Source organism: Streptomyces sp. NPDC001822, from assembly GCF_042892135.1.
Classification (GTDB): Bacteria; Actinomycetota; Actinomycetes; order Streptomycetales; family Streptomycetaceae; genus Streptomyces.
Window position 1 is genome coordinate 358,011 of the sequence record NZ_JBIATW010000002.1, and the last position, 15,713, is coordinate 373,723.

Annotated in this window: 20 protein-coding genes; 18 read left to right on the forward strand and 2 right to left on the reverse strand. The window is 68.3% G+C overall.

What is annotated here, in order from left to right; all coding sequences use genetic code 11:
- The first annotated feature begins 20 nt into the window (after positions 1-20).
- The 15 genes from rplF to truA all read left to right on the forward strand — a co-directional run bounded on the left by rplF (position 21) and on the right by truA (position 9,868).
- Positions 21-560, forward strand: a complete 540-nt coding sequence (gene rplF, locus ACFYY2_RS05980; RefSeq protein WP_361586298.1) for a 50S ribosomal protein L6 — start codon at positions 21-23, stop codon at positions 558-560.
- A gap of 3 nt (positions 561-563) precedes the next feature.
- Positions 564-947, forward strand: a complete 384-nt coding sequence (rplR, locus tag ACFYY2_RS05985) for a 50S ribosomal protein L18 (RefSeq protein WP_069171153.1) — start codon at positions 564-566, stop codon at positions 945-947.
- Positions 948-994: 47 nt separating this feature from the next.
- On the forward strand, positions 995-1,597 hold the full coding sequence (gene rpsE / locus ACFYY2_RS05990) for a 30S ribosomal protein S5 (protein WP_014047793.1): 603 nt from the start codon (positions 995-997) through the stop codon (positions 1,595-1,597).
- Positions 1,597-1,779, forward strand: coding sequence for a 50S ribosomal protein L30 (gene rpmD / locus ACFYY2_RS05995; RefSeq protein WP_003966943.1), 183 nt, complete (start codon positions 1,597-1,599; stop codon positions 1,777-1,779). Before rpsE ends, rpmD begins: the two co-directional genes overlap by 1 nt.
- A 1-nt stretch (position 1,780) precedes the next feature.
- Entirely contained in the window at positions 1,781-2,236 is a 456-nt protein-coding gene (gene rplO, locus ACFYY2_RS06000; protein WP_014047794.1) for a 50S ribosomal protein L15, read from the forward strand.
- Positions 2,237-2,458: 222 nt separating this feature from the next.
- On the forward strand, positions 2,459-3,778 hold the full coding sequence (secY, locus tag ACFYY2_RS06005) for a preprotein translocase subunit SecY (RefSeq protein ID WP_388737544.1): 1,320 nt from the start codon (positions 2,459-2,461) through the stop codon (positions 3,776-3,778).
- Positions 3,778-4,434: an adenylate kinase gene (locus tag ACFYY2_RS06010; protein WP_388737547.1), complete on the forward strand. Its 657-nt coding sequence runs from the start codon at positions 3,778-3,780 to the stop codon at positions 4,432-4,434. Before secY ends, ACFYY2_RS06010 begins: the two co-directional genes overlap by 1 nt.
- A gap of 125 nt (positions 4,435-4,559) precedes the next feature.
- The gene (map, locus tag ACFYY2_RS06015) at positions 4,560-5,396 is read left to right on the forward strand and encodes a type I methionyl aminopeptidase (RefSeq protein WP_388737548.1); all 837 of its coding nucleotides are present in this window, start codon (positions 4,560-4,562) and stop codon (positions 5,394-5,396) included.
- A gap of 199 nt (positions 5,397-5,595) precedes the next feature.
- Positions 5,596-5,817 carry a translation initiation factor IF-1 gene (gene infA, locus ACFYY2_RS06020; RefSeq protein ID WP_003956442.1) on the forward strand — a complete coding sequence of 74 codons (222 nt, stop codon included), beginning with the start codon at positions 5,596-5,598 and terminating at the stop codon, positions 5,815-5,817.
- Positions 5,818-5,877: 60 nt separating this feature from the next.
- On the forward strand, positions 5,878-5,991 hold the full coding sequence (gene rpmJ / locus ACFYY2_RS06025; RefSeq protein ID WP_003956441.1) for a 50S ribosomal protein L36: 114 nt from the start codon (positions 5,878-5,880) through the stop codon (positions 5,989-5,991).
- A gap of 196 nt (positions 5,992-6,187) precedes the next feature.
- On the forward strand, positions 6,188-6,568 hold the full coding sequence (gene rpsM, locus ACFYY2_RS06030) for a 30S ribosomal protein S13 (protein ID WP_014047799.1): 381 nt from the start codon (positions 6,188-6,190) through the stop codon (positions 6,566-6,568).
- Between the two features lie 104 nt (positions 6,569-6,672).
- Entirely contained in the window at positions 6,673-7,077 is a 405-nt protein-coding gene (gene rpsK / locus ACFYY2_RS06035; protein WP_003956432.1) for a 30S ribosomal protein S11, read from the forward strand.
- Positions 7,078-7,213: 136 nt separating this feature from the next.
- Positions 7,214-8,236, forward strand: a complete 1,023-nt coding sequence (locus ACFYY2_RS06040) for a DNA-directed RNA polymerase subunit alpha (protein ID WP_024491600.1) — start codon at positions 7,214-7,216, stop codon at positions 8,234-8,236.
- A 201-nt stretch (positions 8,237-8,437) separates the two neighbouring features.
- On the forward strand, positions 8,438-8,935 hold the full coding sequence (rplQ, locus tag ACFYY2_RS06045) for a 50S ribosomal protein L17 (RefSeq protein ID WP_388737551.1): 498 nt from the start codon (positions 8,438-8,440) through the stop codon (positions 8,933-8,935).
- A 78-nt stretch (positions 8,936-9,013) separates the two neighbouring features.
- Positions 9,014-9,868, forward strand: coding sequence for a tRNA pseudouridine(38-40) synthase TruA (gene truA / locus ACFYY2_RS06050; RefSeq protein WP_388737554.1), 855 nt, complete (start codon positions 9,014-9,016; stop codon positions 9,866-9,868).
- On the opposite strand, the gene ACFYY2_RS06055 is transcribed toward truA, so the two are convergent.
- The gene (locus ACFYY2_RS06055; RefSeq protein WP_388737556.1) at positions 9,837-11,726 is read right to left on the reverse strand and encodes a hypothetical protein; all 1,890 of its coding nucleotides are present in this window, start codon (positions 11,724-11,726) and stop codon (positions 9,837-9,839) included. The genes truA and ACFYY2_RS06055 overlap by 32 nt on opposite strands.
- 61 nt (positions 11,727-11,787) lie before the next feature.
- On the reverse strand, positions 11,788-12,642 hold the full coding sequence (locus tag ACFYY2_RS06060) for a hypothetical protein (protein ID WP_388737559.1): 855 nt from the start codon (positions 12,640-12,642) through the stop codon (positions 11,788-11,790).
- A 67-nt stretch (positions 12,643-12,709) separates the two neighbouring features.
- Between ACFYY2_RS06060 and ACFYY2_RS06065 the strand changes: the two genes are divergently transcribed.
- The 3 genes from ACFYY2_RS06065 to rpsI all read left to right on the forward strand — a co-directional run bounded on the left by ACFYY2_RS06065 (position 12,710) and on the right by rpsI (position 15,581).
- Positions 12,710-14,329, forward strand: a complete 1,620-nt coding sequence (locus tag ACFYY2_RS06065) for an ABC-F family ATP-binding cassette domain-containing protein (RefSeq protein WP_388737561.1) — start codon at positions 12,710-12,712, stop codon at positions 14,327-14,329.
- A gap of 226 nt (positions 14,330-14,555) precedes the next feature.
- Positions 14,556-14,999, forward strand: coding sequence for a 50S ribosomal protein L13 (rplM, locus tag ACFYY2_RS06070; RefSeq protein ID WP_073744271.1), 444 nt, complete (start codon positions 14,556-14,558; stop codon positions 14,997-14,999).
- 45 nt (positions 15,000-15,044) lie between these two features.
- Positions 15,045-15,581, forward strand: a complete 537-nt coding sequence (gene rpsI / locus ACFYY2_RS06075; RefSeq protein ID WP_033297615.1) for a 30S ribosomal protein S9 — start codon at positions 15,045-15,047, stop codon at positions 15,579-15,581.
- The last annotated feature ends 132 nt before the right edge of the window (positions 15,582-15,713 follow it).

The following is a 15,713-nucleotide window of genomic DNA, read 5'->3' on the forward strand; positions in this document are numbered from 1 at the left end:
CGGGAACGGAGGAATAGCTCATGTCGCGAATCGGCAAGCTCCCCATCCAGGTTCCCGCCGGTGTGGACGTCACCATCGATGGCCGCACGGTAGCGGTGAAGGGCCCCAAGGGCACCCTCACGCACACCGTCGCAGCGCCGATCGAGGTCACCAAGGGTGAGGACGGCGTGCTCAACGTCGTCCGCCCGAACGACGAGCGTCAGAACAAGGCCCTTCACGGCCTGTCCCGCACGCTGGTGGCGAACATGATCACCGGCGTGACCGCGGGATACAGCAAGGCGCTCGAGATCAGCGGTGTCGGTTACCGCGTCCAGGCGAAGGGCTCCAACCTGGAGTTCGCCCTGGGCTACAGCCACCCGATCCTCATCGAGGCCCCCGAGGGCATCACCTTCAAGGTCGAGTCGCCCACGAAGTTCAGTGTCGAGGGCATCGACAAGCAGAAGGTCGGCGAGGTCTCGGCGAAGATCCGCAAGCTGCGGAAGCCCGACCCGTACAAGGCCAAGGGCGTCAAGTACGCCGGCGAGGTTATCCGCCGCAAGGTCGGAAAGGCGGGTAAGTAAGCCATGGCATACGGTGTAAAGATCGCCAAGGGCGACGCCTACAAGCGTGCCGCCCTCAAGCGCCGCCACATCCGCGTGCGCAAGCACATCTCCGGTTCGCCGGAGCGGCCGCGCCTGGTTGTGACGCGTTCCAACCGCCACATGGTGGCTCAGGTCATCGACGACATCGCGGGCCACACGCTCGCGTCGGCGTCGACCCTGGACGCTTCCATCCGCGGCGGCGAGGGTGACAAGAGCACCCTGGCCAAGCAGGTCGGCGCACTTGTCGCCGAGCGCGCCAAGGCCGCAGGCGTCGAGGCCGTCGTGTTTGACCGCGGTGGTAACCAGTACGCCGGGCGGATTGCCGCTCTGGCTGACGCCGCCCGTGAAGCCGGGCTGAAGTTCTAAGCCCCGGTTCCTACGCACAGCGGACGTAACAGAGAGAGGTAAATCCAATGGCTGGACCCCAGCGCCGCGGAAGCGGTGCCGGTGGCGGCGAGCGGCGGGACCGGAAGGGCCGTGACGGTGGCGCTGCCGCCGAGAAGACCGCGTACGTCGAGCGTGTCGTCGCGATCAACCGCGTCGCCAAGGTTGTGAAGGGTGGTCGTCGCTTCAGCTTCACCGCGCTGGTCGTGGTGGGCGATGGTGACGGCACCGTCGGTGTCGGATACGGCAAGGCCAAGGAAGTTCCCGCGGCCATCGCCAAGGGCGTCGAAGAGGCCAAGAAGAGCTTCTTCAAGGTCCCGCGTATCCAGGGCACCATCCCTCACCCGATCCAGGGCGAGAAGGCTGCGGGCGTCGTTCTGCTCAAGCCTGCTTCCCCCGGTACCGGTGTGATCGCCGGTGGCCCGGTGCGCGCGGTTCTCGAGTGCGCCGGCGTCCACGACATCCTGTCGAAGTCGCTCGGTTCTTCGAACCCGATCAACATCGTGCACGCGACCGTGGCGGCCCTCCAGGGCCTGCAGCGTCCCGAGGAGATCGCGGCCCGCCGCGGTCTGCCCCTCGAGGACGTCGCCCCCGCGGCTCTGCTTCGTGCACGTGCGGGAGCGGGTGCGTAATGGCTCGCCTCAAGATCACGCAGACGAAGTCGTACATCGGCAGCAAGCAGAACCACCGCGACACCCTGCGTTCGCTCGGGCTCAAGCGCCTGAACGACTCGGTTGTCAAGGAGGACCGCCCCGAGTTCCGCGGAATGGTTCACACCGTCCGCCACCTCGTGACGGTTGAGGAGGTTGACTGACATGGCGGAGAACAGCCCGCTGAAGGCCCACAACCTCCGGCCTGCCCCGGGCGCCAAGACCGCCAAGACCCGTGTGGGTCGTGGTGAGGCGTCCAAGGGTAAGACCGCAGGCCGTGGTACCAAGGGTACGAAGGCTCGTTACCAGGTTCCGGAGCGCTTCGAGGGTGGCCAGATGCCCCTCCACATGCGTCTCCCGAAGCTCAAGGGCTTCAAGAACCCGTTCCGCACGGAGTACCAGGTCGTGAACCTGGACAAGCTCGCGACGCTCTACCCCGAGGGTGGAGAGGTCACGGTGGCCGACCTGGTCGCCAAGGGCGCTGTGCGCAACAACCACCTCGTCAAGGTCCTCGGACAGGGCGAGATCTCCGTGGCGCTGCAGGTTTCGGTTGACGCCGTCTCCGGCTCCGCCAAGGAGAAGATTGCCGCCGCCGGCGGCACCGTCACCGAACTCGTCTGAGACATCACGGACAAGACGGTGGTCTGAACATCCGACCGGGGATGCCTCTCATATGGGGCATCCCCGGTTGGTCGTTCCTAGGGGGGCATGTCCGCCGGTAAGGTGGCGTCCACTGCTGTGGTAAGTCCTGGGCGAACGCCCGGGGTTCTTTCACTGTTTCTTATTCGTCGATCCTCAAGACCGTCACCTCTACGCTCTGCGCGGGGGGTCGCAGGAGGCACCGTGCTCACCGCGTTCGCCCGGGCGTTCAAGACGCCCGACCTGCGCAAGAAGCTGCTCTTCACGCTCGGCATCATCGTGCTCTACCGTCTCGGGGCGCACATTCCCGTACCGGGGGTGAGCTACGAAAACGTCCAGATTTGTGTTGATCAGGCAAGCAAGGGGAACAACAGCCTCTTCGGCCTGGTGAACATGTTCAGCGGTGGTGCACTGCTGCAGATCACGATCTTCGCGCTCGGAATCATGCCGTACATCACGGCCAGCATCATTCTTCAGCTGCTGACCGTCGTCATCCCCCGGCTCGAGGCCCTCAAGAAGGAGGGGCAGTCGGGCACGGCCAAGATCACGCAGTACACGCGTTATCTGACCGTGGCGCTGGCCATCCTCCAGGGCACCGGGCTGGTGGCAACCGCCCGTAGCGGCGCGCTCTTCAGCGGCTGCCCCGTGGCCGACCAGATCGTCCCCAACCAGTCGATCTTCACGACCGTCGTCATGGTGATCACCATGACCGCGGGTACCGCCGCCGTCATGTGGCTCGGTGAGCTCATCACGGACCGCGGCATCGGCAACGGCATGTCGATCCTCATGTTCATCTCGATCGCCGCCAGCTTCCCCGGCGCCCTGTGGGCCATCAAGCAGAGCGGCAAGCTCGCCGACGGCTGGATCGAGTTCATCACGGTCATCCTCATCGGCTTCGTGATGGTCGGGCTCGTCGTCTTCGTCGAGCAGGCTCAGCGCCGGGTGCCCGTGCAGTACGCGAAGCGCATGATCGGGCGCCGTTCGTACGGCGGTACGTCCACGTACATCCCGCTGAAGGTGAACCAGGCGGGTGTGATTCCCGTCATCTTCGCTTCTTCGCTGCTCTACATCCCTGCTCTAATCGTTCAGTTCTCCAACTCCACGGCGGGCTGGGCGACCTGGATCCAGGACCACTTCGTCAAGGGCGACCACCCGTACTACATCGCGACGTACTTCCTCCTGATCGTGTTCTTCGCCTTCTTCTATGTGGCGATCTCGTTCAACCCCGAGGAAGTCGCGGACAACATGAAGAAGTATGGTGGCTTCATCCCGGGTATCCGGGCAGGTCGACCTACTGCCGAGTATCTGAGCTACGTGCTCAACCGGATCACTTGGCCGGGCTCGCTGTACCTGGGCCTCATCGCTCTGGTGCCGACAATGGCGTTGGCAGGCTTCGGCGGTGCCAACCAGAACTTCCCGTTCGGCGGGACGAGCATCCTGATCATCGTGGGTGTGGGTCTGGAGACCGTGAAGCAGATCGAGAGTCAGCTCCAGCAGCGCAATTACGAAGGGTTCCTCCGCTGATGCGAATCGTCCTCGTCGGGCCGCCCGGTGCCGGCAAGGGAACGCAGGCTGCGTTCCTTGCCAAGAATCTTTCGATTCCGCACATCTCCACGGGCGACCTCTTCCGCGCCAACATCAGCCAGGGCACCGACCTTGGCAAGCGGGCCCGCGCCTTCATGGACGCTGGTCAGCTGGTGCCGGACGAAGTCACCATCGCCATGGCCAAGGACCGTATGTCCCAGTCGGACGCCGAGAACGGCTTCCTGCTGGACGGCTTCCCGCGCAACGTGGGCCAGGCCGTCGCGCTGGACGAGATGCTTCACGACGAGGGCGTCAAGCTGGACGCGGTTCTCGACCTCGAAGTCCCCGAGGACGAGGTGGTCAAGCGCATCGCCGGCCGCCGCATCTGCCGCAACGACAGTGCGCACGTCTTCCACGCCACGTACAACCCGCCGAAGGCCGAGGGCGTCTGCGACGTCTGCGGCGGCGAGCTGTACCAGCGTGACGACGACACCGAGGAGACCGTGCGCACGCGTCTCGAGGTCTACCACACGCAGACCGAGCCGATCATCGACTACTACCGGTCCCAGGGACTGGTCGTGACGATCTCGGCGCTCGGGAAGGTCACCGAGGTGACCGACCGGGCCATGAAGGCCCTCGACAAGTCCGAGGGCTGAGTTCCACCCCCGTTCCATCAGTGCAGTAGGCCGCGACGCCCCTCGGGCGCCGCGGCCTGCTGTTTGCGCCGTATCGTGGAGTACGGCATCGACCGTCCCCTCCGCAGGCAGAAAGGCGCCCAGCAATGGTGCAGATCAAGACCCCCGAGCAGATCGCGAAGATGCGCGAGGCGGGCCTCGTGGTCGCTGCCATTCACGCCGCCACGCGCGAGGCGGCCGTGCCCGGCGCCACCACGAAGGACCTCGACGAGGTCGCGCGCAAGGTGATCGCCGACCACGGTGCCAAGTCGAACTTCCTCGGGTACGGCGGGTTCCCCGCGACGATCTGCACCTCGGTCAACGAGGTCGTCGTCCACGGCATCCCGGACGAGAAGACCGTCCTCAAGGACGGCGACATCATCTCGATCGACGCCGGCGCGATCGTCGACGGCTGGCACGGCGACGCGGCGTACACCGCCTTCGTCGGAACCGGTCACGCCCCCGAGCTGATCGAGCTCTCCCGGGTGACCGAGGAGTCCATGTGGGCCGGGATCGCCGCGATGAAGGTGAACAACCGGCTCGTCGACATCTCCAAGGCCATCGAGTCCTACATCCGTCGCCAGCCCCGTCCGGCGACCGGCAAGTACGGGATCATCGAGGACTACGGCGGCCACGGCATCGGCACCGAGATGCACATGGACCCGCACCTGCTGAACTACGTCTCGCGCAAGCGGGGCAAGGGCATCAAGCTCGTCCCGGGCGTCTGCCTGGCCATCGAGCCCATGGTGTCGTTGGGCACGCCGCAGACGAAGGTCCTCGACGACGAGTGGACGGTCCTCACGACCGACGGCACCTGGTCCTCGCACTGGGAGCACTCGATCGCGCTCACCGAACAGGGCCCGCTGGTGCTGACCGCCCCCGACTGCGGCCGCGAGCGGCTTGCGCAGTACGGCGTGGAGGCGGCGCCGGACCCGCTGGGCTGACCGGCCGGCGACGGACCGCCCACAGGACTGTCCGGCTGATCCGTGTCTAAGGATCAGGGGAAGTGGGCAAACTTGACGGATTCGTCTTTTGGAGTCCGCTGACGTAGACTGACTCGTCGGCTCTCGTGCATCAGTGTGCCCGTATGTCTGCACACGAGTGTGGAGAGTCGATCAAGGTAGCCGATTCGAAGGGCGAAGCGTGGCCAAGAAGCAAGGTGCCATCGAAATTGAGGGCACCGTGATCGAGTCCCTCCCGAACGCCATGTTCAAGGTGGAACTCCAGAACGGTCACAAGGTCCTCGCGCACATCAGCGGCAAGATGCGGATGCACTACATCCGTATCCTCCCGGATGACCGGGTCGTCGTGGAGCTGTCTCCGTACGACCTGACGCGTGGCCGGATCGTCTACCGCTACAAGTAGATCTTGTCCCCACCCCGCTTCGGCGCGGTGTGGGCACTGACCCGGAGAACCTGACATCCCATGAAGGTCAAGCCGAGCGTCAAGAAGATCTGCGACAAGTGCAAGGTGATCCGCCGTCACGGCCGGGTCATGGTCATCTGCGACAACCTGCGCCACAAGCAGCGCCAGGGCTGACGCACGACCACCTGCATCTCGCAGTTCTTCGCGCGACGCACGTAAACGTACATACGCAGAGCCCGTCCAAGCTTCGGCTGACGACACCTCCGGCGGGGGCCGGGGACCCGGGCGTACCACCCTTCCCTCACGGGCCGGGTCGGCGTTCGGGAGTGGCACTGCGGAAGACCCCCGACATAACAACTGGAGCCATTGAATGGCACGCGTTTCAGGTGTTGACATCCCGCGCGAAAAGCGCGTGGAGGTTGCCCTCACCTACGTCTTCGGTATCGGGCGCACCCGGTCCAAGGAGATCCTCGCCACCACCGGCGTGAACCCCAACACCCGCGTTCGCGACCTGGCCGAAGAGGACCTGGTCAAGATCCGCGAGTACGTGGACGCCAACCTCCGCACCGAGGGTGACCTTCGCCGCGAGATCCAGGGCGACATCCGCCGCAAGATCGAGATCGGCTGCTACCAGGGCATCCGGCACCGCCGCGGTCTGCCGGTCCACGGTCAGCGCACCAGCACCAACGCGCGTACCCGTAAGGGCCCGCGTCGCGCCATCGCCGGTAAGAAGAAGCCGGGCAAGAAGTAGTCCTCAGCGGACGCACTGCGGGGCTCCGGGTCACCGGACGCCGCAGCAACCAGCGGTCTTCGCTGTAGGACCGATCACCTCCCCTCTCCATCTGGAGTACAGACATGCCCCCCAAGGGTCGTCAGGGCGCAGCCAAGAAGGTGCGTCGCAAGGAAAAGAAGAACGTCGCTCACGGGCACGCCCACATCAAGAGCACGTTCAACAACACCATCGTCTCGATCACGGACCCCTCGGGCAACGTGATCTCCTGGGCCTCCGCCGGCCACGTCGGCTTCAAGGGCTCGCGCAAGTCCACCCCCTTCGCCGCGCAGATGGCCGCCGAGTCGGCCGCCCGCCGCGCGCAGGAGCACGGCATGCGCAAGGTCGACGTCTTCGTCAAGGGTCCCGGCTCCGGCCGTGAGACCGCGATCCGCTCCCTCCAGGCCACGGGCCTCGAGGTCGGTTCGATCCAGGACGTCACCCCGACGCCGCACAACGGCTGCCGTCCGCCGAAGCGTCGTCGCGTCTGACCCGCTACGGCCGGTGACGGCCGTGCGTCAGTAGCGTGGGTCCGGGCGGTATGTCCCTTCGGGGGCGTGCCGCCCGTACCCTTGTTTCATCTGTCGGGCATCAAATAGTGGGTGCCCACGACTGAAGGATCACCACATGCTTATCGCTCAGCGTCCGTCGCTGACCGAAGAGGTCGTCGACGAGTTCCGCTCCCGGTTCGTGATCGAGCCGCTGGAGCCGGGCTTCGGTTACACCCTCGGCAACTCCCTGCGTCGCACGCTCCTCTCCTCGATCCCCGGTGCCGCCGTCACCAGCATCCGGATCGACGGTGTCCTGCACGAGTTCACCACCGTGCCGGGTGTCAAGGAGGACGTGACCGACCTCATCCTCAACATCAAGCAGCTGGTCGTCTCCTCGGAGCACGACGAGCCGGTCGTGATGTACCTGCGCAAGCAGGGTCCCGGCCTGGTCACCGCCGCCGACATCGCCCCGCCGGCCGGTGTCGAGGTCCACAACCCGGACCTCGTCATGGCCACGCTGAACGGCAAGGGCAAGCTGGAGATGGAGCTGACCGTCGAGCGCGGTCGCGGCTACGTCTCGGCCGTCCAGAACAAGCAGGTGGGCCAGGAGATCGGCCGTATCCCGGTCGACTCCATCTACTCGCCGGTGCTCAAGGTCACGTACAAGGTCGAGGCGACCCGTGTCGAGCAGCGCACCGACTTCGACAAGCTGATCGTCGACGTCGAGACCAAGCAGGCCATGCGTCCCCGTGACGCCATGGCGTCGGCCGGCAAGACCCTGGTCGAGCTGTTCGGTCTGGCGCGCGAGCTCAACATCGACGCCGAGGGCATCGACATGGGCCCGTCCCCGACGGACGCCGCGCTCGCCGCTGATCTGGCGCTGCCTATCGAGGAGCTCGAGCTCACGGTCCGTTCGTACAACTGCCTCAAGCGCGAGGGCATCCACTCGGTGGGCGAGCTCGTGGCCCGCTCCGAGGCGGACCTGCTCGACATCCGCAACTTCGGCGCCAAGTCGATCGACGAGGTCAAGGCGAAGCTGGCCGGTATGGGCCTGGCGCTCAAGGACTCGCCTCCCGGCTTCGACCCGACCGCCGCCGCCGACGCCTTCGGCGCCGACGACGACGCGGACGCCGGTTTCGTGGAGACCGAGCAGTACTGAGTCACCTCCCGGCCGGGGTGCCCGCCTTCGCGGGTGCTCCGGGCCGGGGCTGAGGCTCTTGTCCTCACCCCCCCGGACCTCGTCCGGGGGACCCCGACGGGCTCGATCCGTCCGTGGGGAGAGACTTCCGCGGGGCGTCCGCCTCGCGGGAACTGACACCGGTACCTGATACGGCCGGTGCAGCACACAAGGAGAAACACCATGCCGAAGCCCGCGAAGGGCGCCCGTCTGGGCGGCAGCGCTGCGCACGAGAAGCTTCTTCTCATCAACCTCGCGAAGTCGCTGTTCGAGCACGGCCGCATCACCACGACCGAGGCCAAGGCCCGCCGCCTGCGTCCGGTCGCCGAGCGTTTCATCACCAAGGCGAAGAAGGGCGACATCCACAACCGTCGCCTGGTGCTGCAGTCGATCACGGACAAGGGCATCGTGCACACGCTCTTCACCGAGATCGCGCCGCGGTACGAGAACCGCCCCGGTGGTTACACCCGCATCACCAAGATCGGCAACCGTCGTGGCGACAACGCCCCGATGGCCGTCATCGAGCTGGTCGAGGCGCTGACCGTGGCCCAGCAGGCCACCGGTGAGGCCGAGGCCGCGACGAAGCGCGCGGTCAAGGAAGACGCCGTCAAGAAGGACGAGGCTCCGGTCGAGGACGCCAAGTCTGCTGACGCCGCTGCCGAGGAGTCCAAGGACGCCTGAGCGTCCTGAGACCCCGGTACGGGCCCGCATCACCCTTCGGGGCGGTGCGGGCCCGTTCTGTTTTGAGAGGATGCGCAGGTGAGTGACGAGGCAGAGCCCGGTTTCGTACGGGTACGGCTGGACCTTTCGTACGACGGGAAGGACTTCTCCGGCTGGGCGAAGCAGACCAGCAGGCGCACGGTGCAGGGCGAGATCGAGGACGCGCTGCGCACCGTGACGCGGTCCCCGGTGACCTACGACCTGACGGTCGCCGGGCGCACGGACGCCGGGGTGCACGCGCGCGGCCAGGTGGCGCACGTCGACCTCCCCGCGGCCGTGTGGGAGGAACACCGGGAGAAGCTGCTGCGGCGCATGGCCGGGCGGTTGCCGCTGGACGTGCGGATCTGGCGGGCGGCCGAGGCCCCGGCCGGGTTCAACGCGCGTTTCTCGGCGCTGTGGCGCCGCTACGCCTACCGGGTCGGGGACCGCCCCGGCGGGGTGGACCCGCTCACGCGCGGCCATGTGCTGTGGCACGACCGTCCGCTGGATCTGGACGCGATGAACGAGGCGGCCGCCCTGATGACGGGCGAGCACGACTTCGCGGCGTACTGCAAGAAGCGCGAGGGCGCCACGACCATCCGGACGCTGCAGAAGCTGCACTGGGTGCGGGACGCGGAATCGGGTGTGCTGACGGCGACGGTGCAGGCCGACGCCTTCTGCCACAACATGGTGCGGGCGCTGATCGGTGCCGCGCTGTTCGTGGGGGACGGGCGCCGGCCCGCCGGGTGGCCGGCCGAGGTGCTCGCGGCGAAGGTCCGGGACCCCGCCGTGCACGTCGTGCGGCCGCACGGGCTGACGCTGGAGGAAGTGGCCTATCCGGCGGACGGGCAGCTGGCGGCGAGGGCCCTGGAGGCCCGGAACGTCAGGACGCTGCCGGGGGCCGGCTGCTGCTGACCGGTCTGCGGCGCAGGGCGCGGACCAGCCTGGCCGCGAAGTACACCGCGATCGCGCTGGACACGGTGGAGCGGAACCAGCCGATGTCCGGGGTCCACCAGGCGTAGACCGCGGCGGCGCTGAAGAACAGCAGGGCCGCTGTGCGCAGCGCCCACCAGCCGGCGGGATGCGGCTCGTCCGGGGTGGCCGACTCCGGGTGCACGCCGTCCTTGGTGGTCATGGTGTCCCGCATCCCGGCGAGGAAGCCCCGCCGGGCCAGCACACGGGCCCCGGGCAGGCCGCCGAGGATCTCCTGCTCGCCGCCGTATCCCGGCGGCAGCGGGGGAAGGCCCAGCGCGGCGACGAGTTCCCCCTGGTGACGGGCGGGGTCGCCGGCGGCCCGCAGGACGTGGGCGAGGGGGCGTGGGTCGGACAGCCCGTAGACGCGGGCGAGCGCGGCGGCGGTCGCGCTCGCCTCGGCGTGGTCGGCGGCCGGGGCGGCGGTCTCCCAGGCGTGGTGCGCCACCCGCCGGCCCCGGTGCAGGAGGGTGACGCTGCTGCGTTCCGGTGTGCGGTGCAGGACGAGGGCCGGCCAGTCCTCGGCGGTCGTGAAGTTGTCGGCCGCCGAGGTCAGCGGGTCGTGGGGGAGGAGTCCGGCCCGCTTGCCGCGCACCGGGTCCGGGACGATCTCGACGTACGTGTGACGGTCGCCGGCCGGGGCCGTGCGCAGGCTGTGTCCGCAGATCAGGGCCGCCTGGGCGACCTCGGTGGGGCCGGCGGAGGCGATGGCGACCGAGCGGGGCGCGAGTTCGCGCTCCCAGTCCGGTGCGCCGTCGGCCGGGAGGACGGGGGACCGGCGGAAGAAGGGGATCTTCATCGCCAGCTCGACGCGGGTGTCGGAGCGGGCCTCCAGGAACTCGTCGCGGGGGTCGCCGAAATAGGTCCAGGGGAAGGTGGTCGCGTGCACCCCTATGCTGCGGAACGCGGCGAGGGCCTCCTCGTAGCGGTTCGTCGACCACAGGACCAGGGCGAGGTGGTTGCGGAAACCGGCTGCCTCGCGGTCCCCCGGGGCGTAGCTCTCCGACAGGGCCTGGGCGCGGGTCACCGCCGCTTCGGCCCGCCGGGCGTACGGGTCCGTGTCGCCCTGCGCTGCGTCGGCGATCAGGTACTCCACGACGGCCTGGAGGGGCAGCGCGTGCAGCCGGGAGCCCGGCGGCGCCTGGTCGGCGGCCCGCTCGGCGAAGTCGAACATCTCCTCGTGGGAGCCGTACCACTTGTCGCAGAGGTACTGCAGCGCCTGGACGTGGCAGCCCTCGTGGTGCGGATCGCGGTCCGCGGCCTCGGCCAGATAGGAGTCGAAGACCTCGCGCGGAGCCTGGATGCCCCGGGCCTGCGTCAGCGCGATGCGCCACGGCACCGGGTCGTCGGGGTTGAGCTCGGCGGCGGCGGAGATCACCGGCACCGCGTCGCGCAGCACCGCGTGGAACGCCCGGAACTGGTCGGCCTCCACGTGCTTGGCCCTGGCGCCCGTCCGTATCTGCCACGCCTGGCAGACGTACTGGTCGGCCTTGACCAGCACGGCGTCGGGGTCCTCCGGCGACTCCTCCAGCCAGCCGTCCAGCCAGCCCGGGTGGTGCAGCGAGGCCCGTGCCAGGCGGGAGACGCAGGCGTCCCTCCGCTCCCACTGGGCGTGCTCACGGGTGGCGGCGAGCAGGTCCGCGGCCGGTCCGTGATCGCCGGCCGCCGCGGCGGCGAGCGCCTCCCGCAGGGAGGGATCTGGCGCGTCGAGCACCACCGCCTCGTCCGGGGGGAGGTCGGCCCCCACGGCGTCGCTGTGGCGCAGGACGCGCGGGATGGTGAGGAGGGCGGACAGACGCACGGCGGCGGTTCCTCGGTGGAGGGGAGGGACGGGAGTGGCGCGTGGAGGGGCGGGCGACGGGTCAGGTGACCGGCGCGGCCGCCGCCGACGACGCCTGGACCTCGCCGCGGTGCCGGATCTGGCGGAAGGTGAAGTCGGTCAGGTCGTCACCGACCGCGTACACGTTCTTGTCCGCCGTGGTGACGTTCTTCCCGCTGATGAAACCGCCGACGGTGAAGTACGCGTAACGGCCGTAGGAGTTGGCGGTGCGCCGGCAGACCGAACCGCCCCGGCAGAAGGTGGGGACCCCCGACCCGCTGAGGGAGGCGAGACCGCCCGACGCCTGCCGGGCCGCCTTCCCGGCCTCCGCCTCCGTGCCGAAGACGGCGACCCCGACGGTGACCGCGACCCCGTTCCTGCTGTACGTGGCACGGATGACCTGGTCGCAGCCGTTCCTGGCGAGGATCGAGCCGAGGGCCCCCTGGGTCGTGGCCGCGCAGCTCGTCGTCCGGGCGGTGGCGCCCTTGGCGTAGACGCGGTCGCCCATGGTCAGCTTTCTGCCGGGGAAGAACGCGTCGACGGTGACGGGTGCCCTGTCCTTCTTCTCGTCGGCTATGAAGTCCTTCGGGTCCGGCGGGGGAGGCGGGGCCACGGACGAGAAGGACGGCTGGGGCGCCGAGCTCTCCGAGGGCAGGTCCGCGGGGGCCGGCAGCTCGCTCGCGTTCTTGTCCGACCCGGACGCGCCGCCCTTGCCGCTGGTCGTGATCACGGCCGTGGCCACGATCGCGGCGACCGCCGCCGTGGCAAGCGCGCCACCGCCGATCAAGAGCCACTTCCTGCGCCTGCTCCGCGCCGCGGACTCCTCGGCGAGCGCCGCCCAGTCCGGAGTCCGGCTGTCTCCCGGCCCCCAGGAGGGCCCCCCTTGCCCAAAGCTCATGCGGCGAATCCTAGACCGCGCTTAATCTGGTTGGGCCAACGGTTCTCGGGCCGTGACAATGATGCGCATGGGACATCTTGAAGCGGGCCACCTGGAGTACTACCTACCGGACGGGCGGGTGCTGCTCGGCGACGCCTCGTTCCGGGTGGCCGACGGCGCCGTCGTCGCCCTGGTCGGAGCCAACGGGGCGGGCAAGACGACGCTCCTGCGGCTGCTCGCCGGGGAGATCCAGCCGCACGGCGGCTCGGTCTCGGTGAGCGGCGGGCTCGGCGTGATGGCCCAGTTCGTCGGTTCCGTCCGCGACGAGCGCACCGTCCGCGACCTCCTGGTGTCCGTGGCCCAGCCGCGGATCAGGGAGGCGGCGAAGGCCGTCGACGCCGCCGAGGAGCGCATCCTCGCGGTGGACGACGAGGCCGCGCAGATGGCGTACGCGCAGGCCCTGAGCGACTGGGCGGAGGCGCGCGGTTACGAGGCGGAGACGCTGTGGGACATGTGCACCATGGCCGCGCTCGGCGTCCCGTACGAGAAGGCGCAGTGGCGCGAGGTGCGCACGCTCAGCGGCGGCGAGCAGAAGCGCCTGGTCCTGGAGGCGCTGCTGCGGGGCCCCGACGAGGTGCTGCTCCTGGACGAGCCGGACAACTACCTGGACGTGCCGGGCAAGCGGTGGCTGGAGGAGAAGCTGAAGGAGACCCGCAAGACGGTCCTCTTCGTGTCCCACGACCGGGAACTGCTCTCCAGGGCCGCCGAGAAGATCGTGAGCGTGGAGCCCAGCGCGGCCGGCTCGGACGTGTGGGTGCACGGCGGCGGGTTCGGCACCTATCACCAGGCCCGCAAGGAACGGTTCGCGCGCTTCGAGGAGCTGCTGCGCCGCTGGGAGGAGGAGCACGCCCGGCTGAAGGCGCTCGTCCTGCGGATGCGGCAGCAGGCGGCGAACAGCCCCGACATGGCGAACCGCTACCACGCGATGCAGACCCGCTTCAAGAAGTTCGAGGAGGCGGGCCCGCCGCCGGAGCCGCCGCGCGAGCAGGACATCCGGATGCGGCTGCGGGGCGGGCGCACCGGGGTGCGCGCGGTCACGTGCACCGGCCTGGAGCTGACCGGCCTGATGAAGCCCTTCGACCTGGAGATCTACTACGGCGAGCGGGTCGCCGTGCTCGGCTCCAACGGGTCGGGGAAGTCCCACTTCCTGCGGCTGCTGGCCGGGGAGCCGGTGGCGCACACCGGCGAGTGGAAGCTCGGTGCGCGGGTCGTGGCCGGTCACTTCGCCCAGACCCACGCCCATCCGGAGCTGCTCGGCAAGACCCTGGTCGAGATCCTGTGGGCGGAGCACGCCAAGGACCGCGGGGCCGCGATGTCGGTGCTGCGGCGCTACGAGCTGGAGCGCCAGGGCGACCAGGCCTTCGAGAGGCTGTCCGGCGGACAGCAGGCGCGCTTCCAGATCCTGCTCCTGGAGCTGGCCGGCACGACCGCGCTGCTGCTGGACGAGCCGACGGACAACCTCGACCTGGAGTCCGCCGAGGCCCTGCAGGACGGTCTTGAGGTGTACGACGGCACGGTGATGGCCGTCACGCACGACCGCTGGTTCGCGAAGTCCTTCGACCGGTTCCTGGTCTTCGGCTCGGACGGGGTGGTGCGGGAGTCCGCGGAGCCGGTCTGGGACGAGCGCAGGGTCGAGCGGCAGCGGTAGGACCGGTGCGTTTTGACCCGTCCGGGGCGGGGCGGGTAGTGTCGGTGGTTGTTATACGTATTGGCTTCGTCGTTCTCACGCGAAGGGCCCTTACGTAGGTTCTCTGGAGCAGTTACCAGTGGCTCGCATACGGGCAGCGTCCCCGGCATTGTGAGCCCCAGCTGCATGATCGCTTCAGAGGTGCCATGTGTCTGGACTCATCCACTGAAGAAGCGAAGGCTAAGACGTGCGTACGTACAGCCCCAAGCCCGGCGATGTCACTCGCCAGTGGCACATCATCGACGCTGAGGACATCGTCCTCGGCCGCCTGGCCACCACGGCTGCGAACCTCCTCCGAGGCAAGCACAAGGCGATCTACGCCCCCCACATGGACATGGGCGACTTCGTCATCATCATCAACGCCGAGAAGGTCCACCTCTCCGGCAACAAGAAGACCCAGAAGATGGCCTACCGCCACTCCGGCTTCCCGGGCGGTCTGCGTTCGGTTCGTTACGACGAGCTGCTCGCGAAGAACCCGGAGAAGGCCATCGAGAAGGCCATCAAGGGCATGATCCCCAAGAACACCCTGGGTCGTCAGATGATCTCGAAGCTGAAGGTCTACGCGGGCGACCAGCACCCGCACGCTGCGCAGCAGCCGGTCCCGTTCGAGATCACCCAGGTCGCGCAGTAGTTCCGGCCTCCCCCCTAAGACGTAAAGAAAGATCTGAGGAGAATCGTGGCCGAGACCACTGTTGAGACGACCGCTGACGACGCAGCGGGCACCGAGGGCGAAGAGACCTTCGCCGAGGTGACCACCTTCGAGTCCGAGGTCCCCGTCGAGGGTGAGTACACCTCCGAGTCGCTCGCCGGCCGCTTCGGCGACCCGCAGCCCGCGGCCGGCCTCGGCCGTCGCAAGAACGCCATCGCCCGCGTCCGGATCGTTCCGGGCACCGGCAAGTGGAAGATCAATGGCCGCACCCTTGAGGACTACTTCCCCAACAAGGTGCACCAGCAGGAAGTCAACGAGCCCTTCAAGGTGCTCGAGCTCGACGGCCGTTACGACGTCATCGCCCGCATCTCGGGTGGCGGCGTCTCGGGTCAGGCCGGCGCCCTGCGCCTCGGCGTGGCCCGCGCGCTGAACGAGGCGGACGTGGACAACAACCGCGCCACGCTGAAGAAGGCCGGCTTCCTCTCCCGCGACGACCGTGCGGTCGAGCGCAAGAAGGCCGGTCTCAAGAAGGCCCGTAAGGCTCCGCAGTACAGCAAGCGCTAAATCGCCTGCTCGTCTGCTTTACACGTTCGCCCCGGCGGCACACCTGTGCTGCTGGGGCGTTCGTTTATCAGCCCTCGCGGGCGTATAACGGCCTTAGACGCTTACACGTTTATCGGGCTACCCGGCAACGGC

Coding starts and splice junctions, on each gene's coding strand:
- rpsK (WP_003956432.1), top strand. CDS start 6,673: ATGCCCCCCAAGGGTCGTCAGGGCGCAGCCAAGAAGGTGCGTCGCAAG.
- rplF (WP_361586298.1), top strand. CDS start 21: ATGTCGCGAATCGGCAAGCTCCCCATCCAGGTTCCCGCCGGTGTGGAC.
- rpsM (WP_014047799.1), top strand. CDS start 6,188: ATGGCACGCGTTTCAGGTGTTGACATCCCGCGCGAAAAGCGCGTGGAG.
- ACFYY2_RS06060 (WP_388737559.1), bottom strand. CDS start 12,642: ATGAGCTTTGGGCAAGGGGGGCCCTCCTGGGGGCCGGGAGACAGCCGG.
- ACFYY2_RS06010 (WP_388737547.1), top strand. CDS start 3,778: ATGCGAATCGTCCTCGTCGGGCCGCCCGGTGCCGGCAAGGGAACGCAG.
- rpsE (WP_014047793.1), top strand. CDS start 995: ATGGCTGGACCCCAGCGCCGCGGAAGCGGTGCCGGTGGCGGCGAGCGG.
- rplQ (WP_388737551.1), top strand. CDS start 8,438: ATGCCGAAGCCCGCGAAGGGCGCCCGTCTGGGCGGCAGCGCTGCGCAC.
- rpmJ (WP_003956441.1), top strand. CDS start 5,878: ATGAAGGTCAAGCCGAGCGTCAAGAAGATCTGCGACAAGTGCAAGGTG.
- rplR (WP_069171153.1), top strand. CDS start 564: ATGGCATACGGTGTAAAGATCGCCAAGGGCGACGCCTACAAGCGTGCC.
- ACFYY2_RS06040 (WP_024491600.1), top strand. CDS start 7,214: ATGCTTATCGCTCAGCGTCCGTCGCTGACCGAAGAGGTCGTCGACGAG.
- rplO (WP_014047794.1), top strand. CDS start 1,781: ATGGCGGAGAACAGCCCGCTGAAGGCCCACAACCTCCGGCCTGCCCCG.
- rpmD (WP_003966943.1), top strand. CDS start 1,597: ATGGCTCGCCTCAAGATCACGCAGACGAAGTCGTACATCGGCAGCAAG.
- map (WP_388737548.1), top strand. CDS start 4,560: ATGGTGCAGATCAAGACCCCCGAGCAGATCGCGAAGATGCGCGAGGCG.
- ACFYY2_RS06065 (WP_388737561.1), top strand. CDS start 12,710: ATGGGACATCTTGAAGCGGGCCACCTGGAGTACTACCTACCGGACGGG.